This window comes from Stenotrophomonas sp. BIO128-Bstrain, from assembly GCF_030128875.1.
Classification (GTDB): domain Bacteria; phylum Pseudomonadota; class Gammaproteobacteria; order Xanthomonadales; family Xanthomonadaceae; genus Stenotrophomonas; species Stenotrophomonas bentonitica_A.
This window is the reverse complement of record NZ_CP124620.1, coordinates 1,670,050-1,684,791: the sequence shown is the minus strand read 5'-3', so window position 1 is coordinate 1,684,791 and position 14,742 is coordinate 1,670,050. Positions and strand designations below refer to the sequence as shown.

The following is a 14,742-nucleotide window of genomic DNA, read 5'->3' as shown; positions in this document are numbered from 1 at the left end:
TCCTCGTCCGTCATGCGCGATGAACAAGACCCCGGAACACTGGAACTGACGCTGCCGCGCAAGCGCGGCCGTCCGCCCACCTTCGGCTACGCGATGACCGATGCACAGCGCGCCGCCCGCTACCGGGCCCGCCGCGCCGGCCAGGCCGGCCACGCCGATGTGCGCAACTGCAGCGACATGGTGCTGCTGGACAAGATCCGCGCCTCGATCACCAGCAAGGACCCGGAACTGACCGGGTTCCTGGTGCACGTGCTCTGGCAGCGCTACCCGCTGCAGCTCAAGTAAGGACAGCCTGCCACTGGCGATACAGCCTGACGTCGTGGTCGATCCACTGGTGCGTGATCCGGATCGACTGCGTGCTCAGGCCGGCGTGACGTTGTTGCTGGCGCGCTCGTGGTTGAGGAGTTCGCCAAGGCGCATCGCCAGCATCTTGACCAGCGGGTCGGCGGTGGCGCGATGGAGCAGGGCGATTTCGAACGTATCGATCGGTGGCAGACCCTGCTCGACACCCAGCACGGTGTGCTCGCGGCTCAAGGCACGCGCCGGCAGCAGGCTGATGCCCATGCCATCGGCCACCGCGCCCTGGATCCCGCTCAGACTGGAACTGGTGAAGCTGATCCGCCAGCGACGCCCGAGCGCTTCGATCGCGTCGATGATGTCATCGCGGTAGAGTCCGCGCGGCGGAAAGGTGACCAGGGGCACCGGATCCAGGCCGATGCAGCCATTGCGGGCACTGTCGATCCAGACCATGGTCTCGGGCCAGCAGGCCACCGCGGCGCGGCTGTTGCGACGCTGCTTGACCAGGATCAGGTCGAGTTCGCCATGATCGTAGCCGTGGGCCAGGTCGCGGCTGAGGCCGCTGGTGACCTCCAGCTTCACCTGGGGATGTTCGCGGTTGAAGCCGCCAAGCAGCTGGGTGGTCGCGGCGCTGACGAAGTCCTCCGGTACGCCCAGCCGCACGGTGACGGCCACGGTGGTGCCGGCCAGGGCCTCCAGCAGCTGGTCGTTGAGCGCCAGCAGTTGGCGCGCGTGACCCAGGACGATCTCGCCGGCATCGGTAGGATGCACATCACGGTTGCCGCGCACCAGCAGCGGATGGCCGGCCATTTCCTCCAGCCGGCGGATCTTCTGGCTGATGGTGGATTGGGTGGAATGCAGGCGGGCGGCCGCCGTGGTGAAGCTGGCGCAATCGGCCACCATCACCATGGCGCGCAACAGGTCCAGGTCGAACAGGGCCCGATTCGGTTTTTCACTGGCAGTCATGGCGCCATTGTGAAGCGCAATGACCACGGCCGCCATGGCCATGCCCGGTGGCTACGCGTCCGCGGGCGTCGGCACGGCGTCGGCGACGCCTGGGGTCAGGCTGCGTGCCACCCGCTCGCCAGCCGCGCGTAGCCGGTCGATCAGTGCGGGTGGCCCCAGCACCTCGAACTCCAGGTCCATGGCCAGCAGCCAATAGATCACCGAGCCCGTTGGGTTGGCGCCACAGCGCAGCAGGCAGCGCTGGTCATCCACACCCTCGAGCACCCCGGCCGACGCAGGGATGCGCTGGCGCAGGGCAGCCAGGGGTGCGTGCAGGATGATCCGCGCCTCATCGGGGTACTGCCCGAGCGAGAGCGAGCGGGCCACCCACTGGCGCAGGTCGCCGTCGCCGGGCCCGGCGCGCGGCGCGAAATGCGCGCCCACCACGGGCGTACTGGTGATCCGGTCGATGCGGAAGGTGCGCCAGTCGACGCGTGCGGGGTCCCAGGCAACCAGATACCAGCGCCGATCGGTGTGCACCACGCCTTGTGGCTCCACCTGGCGAGAACTCGGCTGACCTGTGCGGTCGATGTACTCGAAGGCCAGTTGCAGTTGGTCGCGGCAGGCTGCGGCCAGGGCGGTCAGCCGACCGGCATCGACCAACGGTCCGATCTGATCGGTGGGCAGGATCGCTGAGCGCAGTGCCTCCAGACGGGGCCGCAGGCGCGGTGGCATCGCCTGTTCAATCTTGACCAGCGCGGTGATCGCGGTCTGCTCGATCCCGCTGATGGTGCCGGTCACCGCCGTGCGCAGCGCGATTGCGGCCGCCAGCGCTTCATCGTCGTCCAGCAGCAGCGGTGGCAGGGCCCGGCCCGGGCGGAAGGCGTAGCCGCCGGCGACACCGGTGCTGGCGTGGATGGGGTAGCCCAGCTGGCGCAGCCGGTCGATGTCGCGGCGGAGCGTGCGTGGATGGATGCCCATGCGCTCGGCCAGCATGCCGCCGCCCCAATGCGGGCGCGATTGCAGCAGGGACAGCAGGCTCAGCAGGCGGGCGGAGGCGGTCAGCATCAGGAAAGCGTAGCAGCCATTGCGGGCGGGTTCTGTCCGCAAGGGTAGCTAGCCTTGAGGCCACGGTGCAGGACCGCTTTGGTCGCACCCCTGACCACCCTCAAGGAGTTCCAGATGTCCCTCGTCTTCTATTGGCACCCGATGTCCAGCGCCACCCCGATCGCCTGCGCCCTGGCCGAACTGGCCGTCCCTCATGAGCGGGTCAGGATCGACATCCGCGCCGGCGAGCAGCGCACGGCCGACTACCTGGCCATCAATCCCAACGGCAAGGTGCCGTGCCTGGTGGTGGATGGCACGCCGATGTTCGAAGCCCTGGCGATCCACCTGTGGCTGGGCGAGCACTACGGCGTGGCCAAGGGGCTCTGGCCGCAGGACGGCACACCGGCGCGGCTGGAGGCGATGTCGTGGTGCACGTGGGCATATGTCACCTATGGCGCGGTGATCGGGCGTGTGTGGCTGGCCACCACGGACGATGCGCTGCGCCATGCCGACCATGCCGCAGCCGGCATCCGCGCGGCCAATGAACTGCTGGACGTGCTGGAGGCGCGCCTGTCGCAGCAGCCATGGATGTTGGGTGAGGCCTACTCGCTGGCGGATCTCGTGGTGGGCCAGGTGGTCGGCTACGGGACCTTCGTGGGCGCTGCCGTGGACGCGCACCCGGCCGTGGCGGCGTGGCTGGCGCAGCTGCAGGCACGGCCGGCGATGCAGGGCGAGATGTGAAGCAGCATGCTCATCTGGAATGTGCATGACGCGCATTCCAAAATTTAACTGGTGAATGGACCGGGCCCGACCGTAAGGTGGCCCGGTTCTCCATTTTCCGGTGCACTGCCCATGTCCCTGCGTCTTGCCCTTCCGGTGCTGCTTGCACTGGCCCCTTCCGCATTCGCGGCCGAGCAGGCCGACCTGATGATCCGGCATGCGACCGTGGTCGATGTGGAGCATGCCTCCACCGTGCCGGACCAGACCGTCGTGGTACGCGGCCAGGACATCGTGGCGATGGGCAGTGATCGCGCGATGCGCAAGGCGTGGAAGGCCCGCGAGGAGGTCAACGGCAAGGGGCACTATCTGATCCCGGGCCTGTGGGACATGCACGTGCATTTCGGGGGCGGCCCGGAGCTCATTGAGGAGAACAAGGCGCTGCTGCCGCTGTACATCGCCCATGGCATCACCACCATCCGCGACGCTTCCGGCGATCTGCCCGACCAGGTGCTGCAGTGGCGCGGCGAGATCGCCAGCGGCCGGTTAGCCGGCCCGCAGTTGTTCACCTCCGGTGCCAAGATCGAAGGCATCAAGCCGGTCTGGAAGGGCACCATCGAAGTCGGCTCGCAGGCGGACCTGGATGCGGCGTTCGTGCGCTTGAAGCGCGACCGCGTCGACTTCGTCAAGATCACCGACAGCACCCTGACCCCGGACCTGTTCCTGGCGGCCGTGCGCGGTGCACGCGCCAACGGTCTGCGTGCATCCGGGCATATTCCGATGGCATTGACCGTGCAGCAGGCGGTCGATGCGGGCATCAGCTCGATCGAACACCTGGACTACGCCTACAAGGCGGGCGTCAAGGATGAAGCCGCGATCGCCGCGGACTTCGGCGCCAAGCGCATCGATCGCGCGCAGGCGAACGCGCGCTTGGATGCGGGCTTCGACCGTGACACCGCCATGGCCGCCTATCGCGGTTTCGCGGCCAAGGGCGTGTTCGTGACGCCGACCCTCAATGGCGGGCGCATTCTGGACTTCCTGGACCAGGACGACCATCGCAACGATCCCTACCTGGCCTACATCGGCCCGAAGCTGCAGGCCACCTACGCCTGGCGCGTCGAGCGCGCGTCGAAGGCGACCCCGGCGCAGATCGACGCGCGGCACCAGGAGTACCACCAGGTCGCTGCGGTGCTGCCGATGCTTCAGCAGGCCGGCGTGACGATCATGGCCGGTACCGATGCGGGCTTCCTCAACTCGTTCAACTATCCCGGTATCGGCCTGCATGACGAGCTGTCGCTGTTCGTCAAGGAAGGGCTGACCCCGGCGCAGGCCCTGTCCGCGGCCACGCGCGCGGGGCCGGCCTGGTTCGGCACCCTGGATCGTTACGGTGCGGTGGCGCCCGGCAAGGCGGCCGACCTGGTGTTGCTGGAGCGCAATCCACTGGAGGATATCGAGGCCACGCGCGGCATCCAGTACGTCGTGCTGCGCGGCCAGGGCTATGACCGCACGGCGCTGGATGCGCTGTTGACGCAGACCAGGGCCAAGGTCGCTGCGTGGAAGGCGGAAGCGGCGAAGGAGTGACGCCTTGGCGCGCTCACCGGAGCGGTGGGCGCGCCCGCGTCCGGAGGATGCAGGTCCGCGGGCGCAGAGGTCTGGTGGCGTGCCGGCCTACGGCCCCGCCGGCGAAATGAACTCCAGCGTACGGCCGTCTGCCAGGCGGGCGGTCGCGCTGCGCGCCGGAAGCGGACGGCCATCCACCTGTCGTGGTTGATCGGAGAAATTCGCCACGATCACGCTGCCATCGGCAAATGTGGTCTGCTGCACCTGCCCGGCGGCATCGCGCCAGCGGAAGTCGGTCAGTGCCTGGTCGAACAAGTGCTCATGCACGGGACGGAAGAACGCGTCCAGCTGGCGCAGGTAGGCGATCCGTGACGGGGCGGTCGCCACGCTGAGGTTAAGCAGGGGTGGTACGTTGTACAGCTGCTGCAGCAGCTCGGTGGTGCTGCGGCTCTCGCGGAACTTGAGGCTGTCCAGGGTCCAGTGATGGGTGCTGACCACGCTGTCGTGGAAGGCCGCCTGCAGCAAGGGCAGGCGACGGGCCGGGTTGAAATAGAGCTGCTGGTAGCGGGGCTTGAGCCGGCTCTGTTTGAAGAAGAAGGCAGGCTGGTGCTCCGGCGCCCACGCCCCGAGGTAGTACGGCGAGTCGCGCTCGCGGCGCATCTGCGGATCGCGCCAGCCAAACCCGGCGGTCTGCGCGCCGTGCGCGAAGACGATATGCCGGTTGACCACGGCCGAGCCGACTTCCGAGCCGACCACCAGTGCCTGGGTATCGGCCAGCCAGGCGAGGGCCGCGTTGCGGTTGGCCGCATCCTGCGCCTGCGGGGTGGGCTTGGCCGGGTCGCTGTCATCGAACAGCATGCCGGTCGCTGCGACATCCAGGAACCAGCTGTTGTAGGGCGTGGTGGCGCGCAGGTCCCGCACCCGACGTTCCATCAATGGCCGGATACAGGCTGCGTTGGTATACACCCCGCTGCCCTGGAACCCTTTGATCCGCTGGCCATCGGGTTTCATGATTCCGCAGCGCTCGAACGCGTCCTGCCCGAGCTGGGCCGACAGCCAGGACGGATTGTCGTTGCCGTCGGGCAGGGCGGTGTCATAGGAATCGTACGGCGCCACCAGGTAGCCGGCCTGTACGCCTGCTTCCACGCCGCCCGGGCTCGCCCAGCCCGCCGTCCAGTCCGGCAGTCCCAGCCACAGGCGCGGCAGGCCCGCGGCCTGCAGGGCGCGGATCATCCGCGGCGACGCGCTGTCGCCCCGCAACGCCTCGGGCTGCAGCGCCGTGCCCAGCGTGGCATCCAGCTGGTGCCGGCGTTGCTGCATGGCCTGGGCGGTGTCACCGGGAAACTGTTCCGCCAGCGCGGCATTGATCGCGGCCACCAACACCTGTTGCACATAGGGGCCGCTGTGTGCGGCCGCCAACGCCTCCAACGCCTCGTCATCCTTCTGGATCCACGCGCGTGGCAGCAGCGCCTTCAGCGTCGCCCAGTCGCGCACGTCCTGTTCCACCAGCAGGCGGTCACCCCACAGATACAGGTGGCTGGCACCGATCAGCTTCTCACCGTCCGGCAATCCGGCGAGTTTGTCCTTCAGCGGCACGAAGCCGCCCTGCGCCTGCAACCACGCCCGGTAACGTTTGGCCGGCGCCAGCCAATCCGGCGCATCCAGGCTGACGATGACGGTATACGGCTCAGACACGTTGAGCGCATTGAAGTGGTGCTCGGCGGCGACCGCGACGCCTGGCCCATCGGCGCTGAAGTGAACGGTGTTGTTGAACGGTGTCGCGAACAGGATCGACAGCACGCGATCCGGCCACGCCAGGCCGATCACGGGCAGGGTAAGGTCTTCGGTGGTGTTGATCTCGCCGTAGGCATCAAGCAGTTCATCCCGCCAGACGGCGTCATCGGCGGGAAGGTAGTAGCCCTCGTGCAGCGGCAGCAACAGGGCGTGCGGACCGGCGGGCAGTCGCGGCCAGTGCACGCTGCCCTCGGTGGTCCGGTTGAAGTGCATCTGCAGCGTATCGCCGACCAGTTCGGCCCGTACCTGCGTTGCATCGCCCCATCGCCATCGACCGGTAGCGGCGGTCTGCTTCAGCGCCGACACCGTGCCGGCGTCGCCCGCCGAAGAGATGCGGGTGGTGGTGCCGTCGGCCTGGGTGGCGGTCACCGCCAGCGTTGCAGAATCGATCTCGACGCGCCACGCCGGGTTGGTCAAGGTCAGGGCGTGGCTTTGCGTTGCGGGCAGCAACAGCAACAGAACAAGGAAGTACTTCATGCAGGGTCCGGCGAAGGTGGCGTGCGGGGCGAGGCGGTCGCCGGAGAGTAAAGCGCCGGCGGTCGCCGGCGCCTGCCGCACGTCACAGTTGATGCGCGGGGTGCTGTCGCGATTCATGAAGCGTGCGGCGCGTCATGCTCGTGTCGGTGCTTCAGCCTCGTCGCATCGCGTGCTGTCTTCTCCGCTCACCGCGCTGCCGTCGCGATCCGCTCGCCGAGCGCGAACGCACTGTGCAGGTGGGCCTGAGCATCACCCGTGTCGGTCTCCAGCAGCAGCGTGGACGAGAGCACCGGCGCGCCGCAGTAATCGAAGATGCCGGTGTCGATCTGGGTCTTCATAGCCTCGGTGTAGCCGCGCTTGTGCCAGGTGCGCGCATCGGCGCCCCCCAGGCCGACCAGATGGACGGACAGGTGCCCCAGTTTCTTGAGCACGCCCTGGCCGCTGCTGTCGTCATAGGCCCAGCCGCCCGTGAAGACGCGGTCGATCCAGCCCTTCATCAGCGCCGGCATGCTCCACCAGTAAACGGGAAACACCAGCACGAGTGCGTCGGCGCGGTCCAGGCGGGCCTGTTCGGCCAGTACATCGGCCGGGAACGCGCTCAGGCGGTGGTGGCCGTCCAGGTCGTGCCGGGTGTAGCGGGGGTCGAAGCCCTCGGCATGGAGGTCGGCCAGTTCCACGGTCGCGCCGGGGGCGGTGGATAGACCGTCCGCGATGCGGCGGGCGACGGCCTGGGTCAGGGCGTCGGGATGGGGGTGGGAGGTGACGATCAGGGTGTGCATGGGCGTCCAAGGGGAGGAGGTTGTATACTTTCGGTAAGTTACGAATTGTAAGTTACGATTGGTATATAGCGATGTCAAGCCCGCTCGACTCTGCCGTTCCGGTGGCGCCTCGCCGCCGCATGACCCGCGACGATCGCCTGCGCCAGTTGCTGGAGGAAGCGTGGCGGCTGGTGCGCGAGGAAGGCACCGACGCGCTGACCCTGGGGCGGCTGGCCGAGCAGGCCGGGGTGACCAAGCCGGTGGTGTATGACCATTTCGGTACGCGGGCCGGTCTGCTCGCGGCGCTGTACCAGGATTTCGATGCGCGCCAGGGTGTGGTGATGGAAGCACGCTTTGCAGGCAGCGGTCCGACGCTCGCCGAGAAGGCGCAGGTCATTGCCGATGCCTACGTCGCCTGCGTCATGAAGCAGGGGCGTGAGATTCCCGGCGTGATCGCGGCGTTGGCCGGTTCGCCCGAACTGGCACGGATCAAGCGCGAGTACGACGTCGTGTTTCTCGAGCAGTGCCGCGCGCTGCTGTCACCGTTCGCACCCTCGGGCGTGCTGGCCCAGGCGGGATTGTGGGGCATGCTGGGCGCGGCCGAAGGGCTCTCCTATGCCGCCACCACGGGCGATATCACCGCGCAGCAGGCCGTGCAGGAGCTGGCGGCGACGATCGCCGCGATGGTGACGCGTAGCTGAGCGCTTTGCGCGGTGCGGGGCCATGGCGTGCGAGTGAGCGATGGCCGGACGCGTATGATGTCCCGCCCTCTTGGACTGGATGCCATGCGCGTTTTCCTGCCTGTGCTTGTACTTGCTGCCGCGATCGGTGCAGCGCTGCCCGCTGCTGCCACGACGATCTCGTTGAACGAGCGTCTCAAGGCGGCGTCGCGTATCGAGGTGAACCAGGTGCCGCCGAGCGGTGCGTCGTTGCTGGCCCATGTGCAGCAGTTCCGCAACGGCGACAGCCTGATCAGCCTGGGCGAAGGCGAGGGCACACCGGTGGTGCTGACGCTGTGCAACGGCAAGGCGCATTTCAATCTGGAGGCGAACTGGCCAGGCGCGCCCGAGGCGAAGACGCAGGAAGAGAAGCAGATGCGTGCGTACGGGATGTACATGGCGGTGATGGGCGGCATGGCGATGGTGCAGGCGGCCGCGGGCGATGCGCTGGCACTGCCTGCCGCAGGACAGACCGCCAGCGTGCAGCACGAAACGCCGTGGGCCTATGGCAAGGAGCACTACGCGGTGGCGATGACCAGTGCGACCAGTGGCGATCTGCGGATCAGGGCCACCAAGACCGGGACGACCGCCAAGGCGCCCTCCGGGGCGGATGACGTAATCAGTACCGATGACGACCAGGCCGCGCGGCTGGCCGAACTGGAGCCGGTGGGTACCTGGCGGGAGCTGGTGATCGGCTCGGCGCCGATGGCAGCGTCGCTGCCGGACACCTTCCCGCTTAAGGGCTGGATGTCCGTCGCCGGCAAGGGCGGTGCGACGGTGGGCGCGGCGCGCAAGGCGTCGGGCGATTGCGCGCGCTGAGCCCGTGCATGGCGAGCGCGATGGCAGGGCGCTCAGCGCAACGTCAGTGATACCCATTCTCATTTGAGTTACACTGGCGGGATAGCACTGTCTCTCGCTTCGGGTTGTCATGATCGTTTCTTCCTCCCTGATCTCTTCCGTATCGCCGTGGCTGCGCACGCTGGGCGTGGCCACCGCCATCGGCATGGCCGCGTTGTCGCCCGCGGCGGCGCAGCAGCGCAATCCCGAACAGAAGGTTGGCGAGACGGTGCTGGACCAGCCGGCGCAGAGCTATCGCTTTGAACATTTCGTGCTGGACAGCCCCGACAAGGCCCGACGCTGGCGCGTGAACATCGGTGTCCCGGCCAAGGCGGCCGCTACGCCCGCCCCGGTGCTGTACATGCTGGATGGCAATGCCGCGGCGATGGTGCTGGACCAGGCCATGCTGGCCGACCTGGCCGCGCACGCCGCGCCGGTGCTGGTGTTCATCGGTTACGACAACGACCTGCGCATCGATTCGCCCGCCCGTACCCGCGATTACACCGCATGGATCGACACCGCCGACGATGAGAACGGCACGTCGCAGTCCAGCGGTGGCGGTGCATATGCGTTTCTGGATCTGATCGAACGCCGGATCAAGCCGGAAGTGCAGCGCCGCGCGAGCATCGATCTGCAGCAGCAGTCGCTGTGGGGCCATTCGCTCGGCGGTCTGTTCGTAGTCAGTACGCTGTATACCCGGCCGGCCGCCTTCCAGCATTACGTGTCGGCCAGCCCGTCACTGTGGTGGAGCCAGGGCGCACCGCTGGGCGACATGGAACGCCAGTTCATCGCCAACAACCAGAGCCAGCCGGCGCAGGTGACGGTGATGCTCGGCGGTGACGAGCGCACGGGCAACCGCGGTGTGCGCGACATGACCAATCCGCGCGTGGTCGCGCACCTGCGCCGCATCGGCGGCGCGACCCCGGATGCCGCGCAGCAGCTGGCCAGCCGGTTGGCGGAAGTGCCCGGCCTGACGGTGCAGTACCGCGAGTTCCCCGGCCTTGGCCATGGGCCGATGCTGCCGGCCTCGCTCAAGGCCACGCTGAGCCAGCTGTACGGCATCGCCGATCGCAGCGGCACGCCCGCGCCGGCGCCCTGATTTTTCGATACCCAGGCAGTTCCGTGGCCTTGTGCCACCGCCGCAACGGACCGCGGCCACGCCAAGGCAAGCACTGTGACAACGCGCCAACCGGCGCGCCCCCAACAGAAGGAGTCTGCTGATGTACACCCTGAAATCCCTCCCGCGTGTCGCCACCCTGGCCCTCGCGCTGTCCTTGGCCAGCCCGTCGCTGTTCGCGCAGCCTGTCTTCGATGCCCCGGCCAACGGCTTCCGCGGCGAAGTGGTCAGCCGCGGCCAGAACGTGGTGCCGGGCAGCGATGCCGAGGTGATCGGCCGTCAGTTCGTGCCGGGCCAGCAGGTCACCCTGCTGCGTGGCGAGACGGTGCTCAATGCCACCCCGTACGTGGTCGATGCCGAGGGCAACTTCAAGGGCAAGGTAGCGATTCCCTCCGATGCCGTGCCCGGCCAGCAGCCGGTGATCGTGCGTGCCAGCCAGCCGTCCGCGGCGACGGTGTTGTCGCTGCGCGTTTCGCCGAACCTGCCGCTGAGCGGCCAGCAGAACTTCAACCAGACCTCGGCCAAGCTGGTCCAGGGGCTGTACCAGTCCGCGTACAGCGCGGCCAGCAACGCGGTGTTCGTCACTGCCGCCGTCGGTCGCCCGCCGGTGACCCAGTCGCAGCTGCTCAAGCTCGACCCGAAGAGCCTGAAGGTCACCGCCAGGATCACCCCGGCTGAAGTTCCGGGTGGCAAGGGCGGTGCGGTGTTCGCGGTGTATGGCGTGGGCGTGGATGATGCCAACGGCAACGTGTGGGTCACCAACACCCGCCAGGACACCGTGGCCGTGTATCGCCAGAAGGATCTGTCGCTGGTGCGCCAGTTCGATGTCGGCGCCGTACCGCATGCCCGCGACATCGTGGTCGATGGACGTCATGGCAAGGTGTTCGCCTCGGCCGCCGGCGAGGATCATCTCTCGGTGTTCGATGCCCGCACCCTGCAGCCGCTGGAGCCGATCACCCTGGCCTCGGGCGTGGACGACAAGAAGTTCGTCCCGATGAGCCTGGTGCTGGATGAAGCGTCCGGCAAGCTGTTCACCGTCAGCATCGGCACGCCCGAAGCGGCCGTGATCGACACCACCACCGGCAAGGTGGAGAAGGTCATCGATCTGGGCAACTCGATCAGCGCCTCCGGCGTTGCCTATGATGCCGCGGCGGGTCGCCTGTACGTGGCCTCCCAGGGCACCGACAACCTGTTGATCGTCGATGTCGCCAGCGGCAAGGTGCTGCACGACGTGCCGGTCGGCGCGGGTGCGCTGAACGTGGCGTTCGAGCCGGTCTCCAAGCTGGCCTACGTGACCAATCGCGGCGCCGGCACGGTGACGGTGGTCGATGGCAACGGCAAGGTGGTCGGCAACCTGGATGGCGGCACCTTCCCGAACCATGTGCGTGAGGATGGCAAGGGCAACGTGTTTGCCGTCAACAAGTCGCGTGATGCCCAGGACCCCAAGGGCGACCGCATCACCCGCATCAGCACCCGCGCGAACTGAGTTCAGCGCACTGCGTTGCTTTGACGGCGGGGCAGACAGCCCCGCCGTTCTGATTGAAGAGGAACTGCCATGAAGTCCAATGATGTCCGCCGCAGCCTGCTGGCCCTGTCCCTGGTCGCGGTGATCGCCGGTTGCTCGAAAGAGCCCGCCGCCCCTGCCGCCGACGCCGCTGCGGCACCCGTCGCGCAGTCCGCCGAAGCACTGCCGGAGGGTTGGCAGCGCGTGGTGGGCGTGGACGTGCCGGACATCGAGGGCGCCACCCAGCAGTTGCCGGCGCAGGTCACCTCCGACGATGGCGTGGCCACGACGGTGACCGATACCTCGAAGATCATCGCCGGTGGGGATGACATCATCGCCGTGCTCGAAGCCCTTGGCCTGGATGATCAGGTGTACGCCGCGCCGCTGCGCTCGGCCACCGAGTCCGGCCGCAAGGCCCCCAAACAATTCCTGTTCAACCGCACCACCGGCGTGGAAGGCGTGTTGAGCCTGCAGGGCACCCTGTTCCTGGGCAACAGCCTGCGTCGCCATTCCGATCTGGCCGCCAAGCTGCGTGGCGCGGGCGAGGCGGCGGTGATCGTCGACGATCTGCAGCCGGCGGCCGACAAGGTGCGCAAGGTCGCCGCGGCGGTCGGCATGGCCGAGCAGGGTGAAGCGCTGGCCTCGAAGGTGCAGTCTCAGCTGGATGCGGCCAAGGCGAGTGGTGCCGCGCTGGCGTGGCATCCGCGCGTGATCCATGTTTCCGCGACCGGTGCCGGCGGTGCGCCGACGGTGGCCGGCTCGGACAGCGCCTCGGGCAAACTGATCACGCTGGCCGGTGGCATCAACATCGGCGATGAAGCCGGCGTGGCCAACTATTCCGCGTTGAGCAATGAAGGCGTGGTGGCGGCGGCGCCCGACGTGATCCTGGTGACCGAGAACGATCTGGCCCTGTTCGGTGGCCAGGCGGGTCTGTGGCGCGCGTATCCGACGCTGCGCCAGACGCCGGCCGGCGCAGCCAACCGCGTGTGGGTGATGCCGGATGTGGAACTGAAATCGGCCAGCGTCGCTTCCGGCAGTGGCGCGGTCGCGCTGGCGGCCGCCTTCGCCACGGTGCCGCGCCCGTGAGGGCGTAAGGCATGGCGGTGTTGAGTCCTGCGCGTCGCCGTGGCGCGACGGTGTTGATCTGGGCCGCGATCGGTCTGCTGATCGCGGTGATCGCATCCTTCGCGGTGGGTCCGTTGCGGCTCCCACCGATGGAGGTGCTGCAGGCGATCGGGGTGAAGCTGGGGCTGGTCGATCCGGCCAGCGTCAGCACCCGCGATCTGGCCGTGGTGTGGCAGCTGCGGATTCCGCGTGCCTTGCTGGGCGCGATGGTGGGCGCCGCACTGGCGATGGCCGGTGCGAGCCTGCAGGGCCTGTTCGGTAATCCGCTGGCCGACCCCGGCATTGTCGGTGTGACCCAGGGCGCTGCCCTGGGTGCGGTCTCGGCCATCGTGCTGGGTGCCGGTGCTTTCGGCGCCTGGACGTTGCCGCTGGCGGCGTTTGCCGGTGCCGGTGGCGCGATCACGCTGACCTACCTGCTGGCACGGCCGGGGCAGGGCAGCGGCACGGCGACCTTGCTGCTGGTCGGCATCGCGATCGCCGCGTTCTGCTCGGCCGTGATCGGCTTCCTGACCTACATCGCCAGCGAGAGCGAACTGCAGTCGCTGGTGTTCTGGCAGATGGGCTCGCTGGCCCAGGCCGACTGGATGGATGTGATCGCAGTGGCGCCGGTGTTCGTGCTCGGCACGATCGCCCTGTTGCGCCTGGCGACGCCACTGGACATGCTCGCCCTCGGTGAGCGCCAGGCCCAGCACCTGGGCCTGGATGTAAAACGCACCCGGCTCAAGCTGATTGCCTTCAGTGCATTGCTGGTGGGCGCTGCGGTTGCCTTCGCCGGCTCGATTGGTTTCGTGGGTCTGGTCGTGCCGCACGTGGTACGTCTGCTGGTCGGTCCGGGCCATCGCTGGCTGCTGCCGGTCTCGGCCGTAGCCGGTGCCCTGCTGATCGTGGTCGCCGATACCGCCGCGCGCACGCTCGATCCGCCATCGGAGATTCCGCTGGGGCTGTTCTCTGCCGCGCTCGGCGCGCCGTTCTTCCTGTGGCTGGTGATGCGCCAGCGCCACCGGAGCGGTTCATGAGCGCGCTGTTGCAGCTGCGGTCGGTGCAGCTGAGCCGCGGTGCGCGGCGCATCCTGGATGACATCACGCTGGACTTCCTGCCCGGCTCGGTGACGGCACTGGTCGGTCCCAACGGTGCGGGCAAATCGACGCTGCTGGCGGTGGCCGCAGGTGATCTGGCGGCCGAGCAGGGCGAGGTGCTGCTGCAGGGGCAGCCGTTGGCCGCGTGGAAGGCCAAAGCGCTGGCCCGCGAGCGCGCGGTGATGCCGCAGGAGCATGCGGTCCGTTTTGCCTTCCGTGTGCACGAAGTGGTCGCGATGGGCCGCCTGCCGCATCCGCCGGATCCGGTGAAAGACGCAGCCTGCATCGCCGACGCGCTGGCGCGTGCGGACCTGCACGCCTTGATCGAGCGGGAGGTGGAGCATCTGTCCGGTGGCGAGGCGGCGCGCACGACCTTCGCCCGCGTGCTGACCCAGGATACGCCGGTGCTGCTGCTGGACGAACCCACCGCTGCACTGGATCTGCGCCATCAGGAACGCACGCTGCGCGCGGTCCGTGAACTGGCCGATGCCGGCGCCTGCGTGATCGTGGTGCTGCACGATCTGAATCTGGCCGCCGCCTATGCCGACCGGATCGTGCTGCTGGAACAGGGCCGCGTGGCGGCCGATGGCACACCGACCGAGGTGCTGACCCGTGAGCATATCGAGCGGGTCTACCAGCAACCGGTGCTGGTGCTGCGTCACCCGCAGCGTGATGTCCCGCTGGTCGTGGTGACCGATCCCTAGCGCCGGGTATTTCTCCCGGCGCGTTGAATGTGTGACGGGCGCCGGCCAGCGGCCGGCACTACCGT

General features: G+C 68.2%; 14 protein-coding genes. 10 read left to right on the top strand and 4 right to left on the bottom strand.

From position 1 onward, the window contains the following. Nucleotides 1-12: 12 nt before the first annotated feature. Nucleotides 13-285: a hypothetical protein gene (locus POS15_RS07465; protein WP_019184750.1), complete on the top strand. Its 273-nt coding sequence runs from the start codon at nt 13-15 to the stop codon at nt 283-285. Between the two features lie 75 nt (nt 286-360). On the opposite strand, the gene POS15_RS07460 is transcribed toward POS15_RS07465, so the two are convergent. Continuing rightward, entirely contained in the window at nt 361-1,263 is a 903-nt protein-coding gene (locus POS15_RS07460) for a LysR family transcriptional regulator (protein ID WP_046272475.1), read from the bottom strand. A gap of 51 nt (nt 1,264-1,314) precedes the next feature. Further along, nucleotides 1,315-2,310: a YafY family protein gene (locus POS15_RS07455; protein ID WP_046272440.1), complete on the bottom strand. Its 996-nt coding sequence runs from the start codon at nt 2,308-2,310 to the stop codon at nt 1,315-1,317. A gap of 114 nt (nt 2,311-2,424) precedes the next feature. On the opposite strand from POS15_RS07455, the gene POS15_RS07450 reads away from it, so the two are divergent. Together POS15_RS07450 and POS15_RS07445 are read left to right on the top strand one after the other, a co-directional pair. After that, nucleotides 2,425-3,030, top strand: coding sequence for a glutathione S-transferase family protein (locus POS15_RS07450; RefSeq protein ID WP_046272474.1), 606 nt, complete (start codon nt 2,425-2,427; stop codon nt 3,028-3,030). Between the two features lie 111 nt (nt 3,031-3,141). After that, nucleotides 3,142-4,587 (top strand): amidohydrolase family protein, encoded by a 1,446-nt coding sequence (locus POS15_RS07445; protein ID WP_046272439.1) that lies wholly within the window; start codon nt 3,142-3,144, stop codon nt 4,585-4,587. A gap of 87 nt (nt 4,588-4,674) precedes the next feature. On the opposite strand, the gene POS15_RS07440 is transcribed toward POS15_RS07445, so the two are convergent. Together POS15_RS07440 and POS15_RS07435 are read right to left on the bottom strand one after the other, a co-directional pair. Then, nucleotides 4,675-6,954, bottom strand: coding sequence for a glycoside hydrolase (locus POS15_RS07440; RefSeq protein WP_284129309.1), 2,280 nt, complete (start codon nt 6,952-6,954; stop codon nt 4,675-4,677). A 68-nt stretch (nt 6,955-7,022) separates the two neighbouring features. Then, nucleotides 7,023-7,616 carry an NAD(P)H-dependent oxidoreductase gene (locus tag POS15_RS07435; protein ID WP_019184744.1) on the bottom strand — a complete coding sequence of 198 codons (594 nt, stop codon included), beginning with the start codon at nt 7,614-7,616 and terminating at the stop codon, nt 7,023-7,025. Between the two features lie 119 nt (nt 7,617-7,735). On the opposite strand from POS15_RS07435, the gene POS15_RS07430 reads away from it, so the two are divergent. The 7 genes from POS15_RS07430 (at nt 7,736) to POS15_RS07400 (ending at nt 14,677) form a co-directional block, all read left to right on the top strand. Then, entirely contained in the window at nt 7,736-8,296 is a 561-nt protein-coding gene (locus POS15_RS07430; protein WP_237740328.1) for a TetR/AcrR family transcriptional regulator, read from the top strand. A 57-nt stretch (nt 8,297-8,353) separates the two neighbouring features. After that, complete coding sequence (locus tag POS15_RS07425) at nt 8,354-9,133, top strand: hypothetical protein (protein WP_284129308.1); 780 nt, start codon at nt 8,354-8,356, stop codon at nt 9,131-9,133. 109 nt (nt 9,134-9,242) lie between these two features. Next, nucleotides 9,243-10,250, top strand: coding sequence for an alpha/beta hydrolase-fold protein (locus POS15_RS07420; protein ID WP_019184741.1), 1,008 nt, complete (start codon nt 9,243-9,245; stop codon nt 10,248-10,250). Nucleotides 10,251-10,371: 121 nt separating this feature from the next. Continuing rightward, nucleotides 10,372-11,754, top strand: coding sequence for an ATP-binding protein (locus tag POS15_RS07415; protein ID WP_046272436.1), 1,383 nt, complete (start codon nt 10,372-10,374; stop codon nt 11,752-11,754). A gap of 69 nt (nt 11,755-11,823) precedes the next feature. Then, nucleotides 11,824-12,858, top strand: a complete 1,035-nt coding sequence (locus POS15_RS07410; RefSeq protein ID WP_052727467.1) for an ABC transporter substrate-binding protein — start codon at nt 11,824-11,826, stop codon at nt 12,856-12,858. A 20-nt stretch (nt 12,859-12,878) separates the two neighbouring features. Next, nucleotides 12,879-13,913, top strand: coding sequence for an iron ABC transporter permease (locus POS15_RS07405; RefSeq protein WP_046272469.1), 1,035 nt, complete (start codon nt 12,879-12,881; stop codon nt 13,911-13,913). After that, nucleotides 13,910-14,677, top strand: a complete 768-nt coding sequence (locus POS15_RS07400; RefSeq protein WP_046272435.1) for a heme ABC transporter ATP-binding protein — start codon at nt 13,910-13,912, stop codon at nt 14,675-14,677. Before POS15_RS07405 ends, POS15_RS07400 begins: the two co-directional genes overlap by 4 nt. The last annotated feature ends 65 nt before the right edge of the window (nt 14,678-14,742 follow it).

Excerpts from the sequence above, each read along its gene's own strand:
- POS15_RS07415 (WP_046272436.1), top strand. The coding sequence starts at position 10,372 with ATGTACACCCTGAAATCCCTCCCGCGTGTCGCCACCCTGGCCCTCGCG.
- POS15_RS07450 (WP_046272474.1), top strand. The coding sequence starts at position 2,425 with ATGTCCCTCGTCTTCTATTGGCACCCGATGTCCAGCGCCACCCCGATC.
- POS15_RS07435 (WP_019184744.1), bottom strand. The coding sequence starts at position 7,616 with ATGCACACCCTGATCGTCACCTCCCACCCCCATCCCGACGCCCTGACC.
- POS15_RS07425 (WP_284129308.1), top strand. The coding sequence starts at position 8,354 with ATGTCCCGCCCTCTTGGACTGGATGCCATGCGCGTTTTCCTGCCTGTG.
- POS15_RS07430 (WP_237740328.1), top strand. The coding sequence starts at position 7,736 with ATGACCCGCGACGATCGCCTGCGCCAGTTGCTGGAGGAAGCGTGGCGG.
- POS15_RS07465 (WP_019184750.1), top strand. The coding sequence starts at position 13 with ATGCGCGATGAACAAGACCCCGGAACACTGGAACTGACGCTGCCGCGC.
- POS15_RS07445 (WP_046272439.1), top strand. The coding sequence starts at position 3,142 with ATGTCCCTGCGTCTTGCCCTTCCGGTGCTGCTTGCACTGGCCCCTTCC.
- POS15_RS07410 (WP_052727467.1), top strand. The coding sequence starts at position 11,824 with ATGAAGTCCAATGATGTCCGCCGCAGCCTGCTGGCCCTGTCCCTGGTC.
- POS15_RS07455 (WP_046272440.1), bottom strand. The coding sequence starts at position 2,310 with ATGCTGACCGCCTCCGCCCGCCTGCTGAGCCTGCTGTCCCTGCTGCAA.
- POS15_RS07420 (WP_019184741.1), top strand. The coding sequence starts at position 9,243 with ATGATCGTTTCTTCCTCCCTGATCTCTTCCGTATCGCCGTGGCTGCGC.
- POS15_RS07460 (WP_046272475.1), bottom strand. The coding sequence starts at position 1,263 with ATGACTGCCAGTGAAAAACCGAATCGGGCCCTGTTCGACCTGGACCTG.
- POS15_RS07440 (WP_284129309.1), bottom strand. The coding sequence starts at position 6,954 with ATGAATCGCGACAGCACCCCGCGCATCAACTGTGACGTGCGGCAGGCG.
- POS15_RS07400 (WP_046272435.1), top strand. The coding sequence starts at position 13,910 with ATGAGCGCGCTGTTGCAGCTGCGGTCGGTGCAGCTGAGCCGCGGTGCG.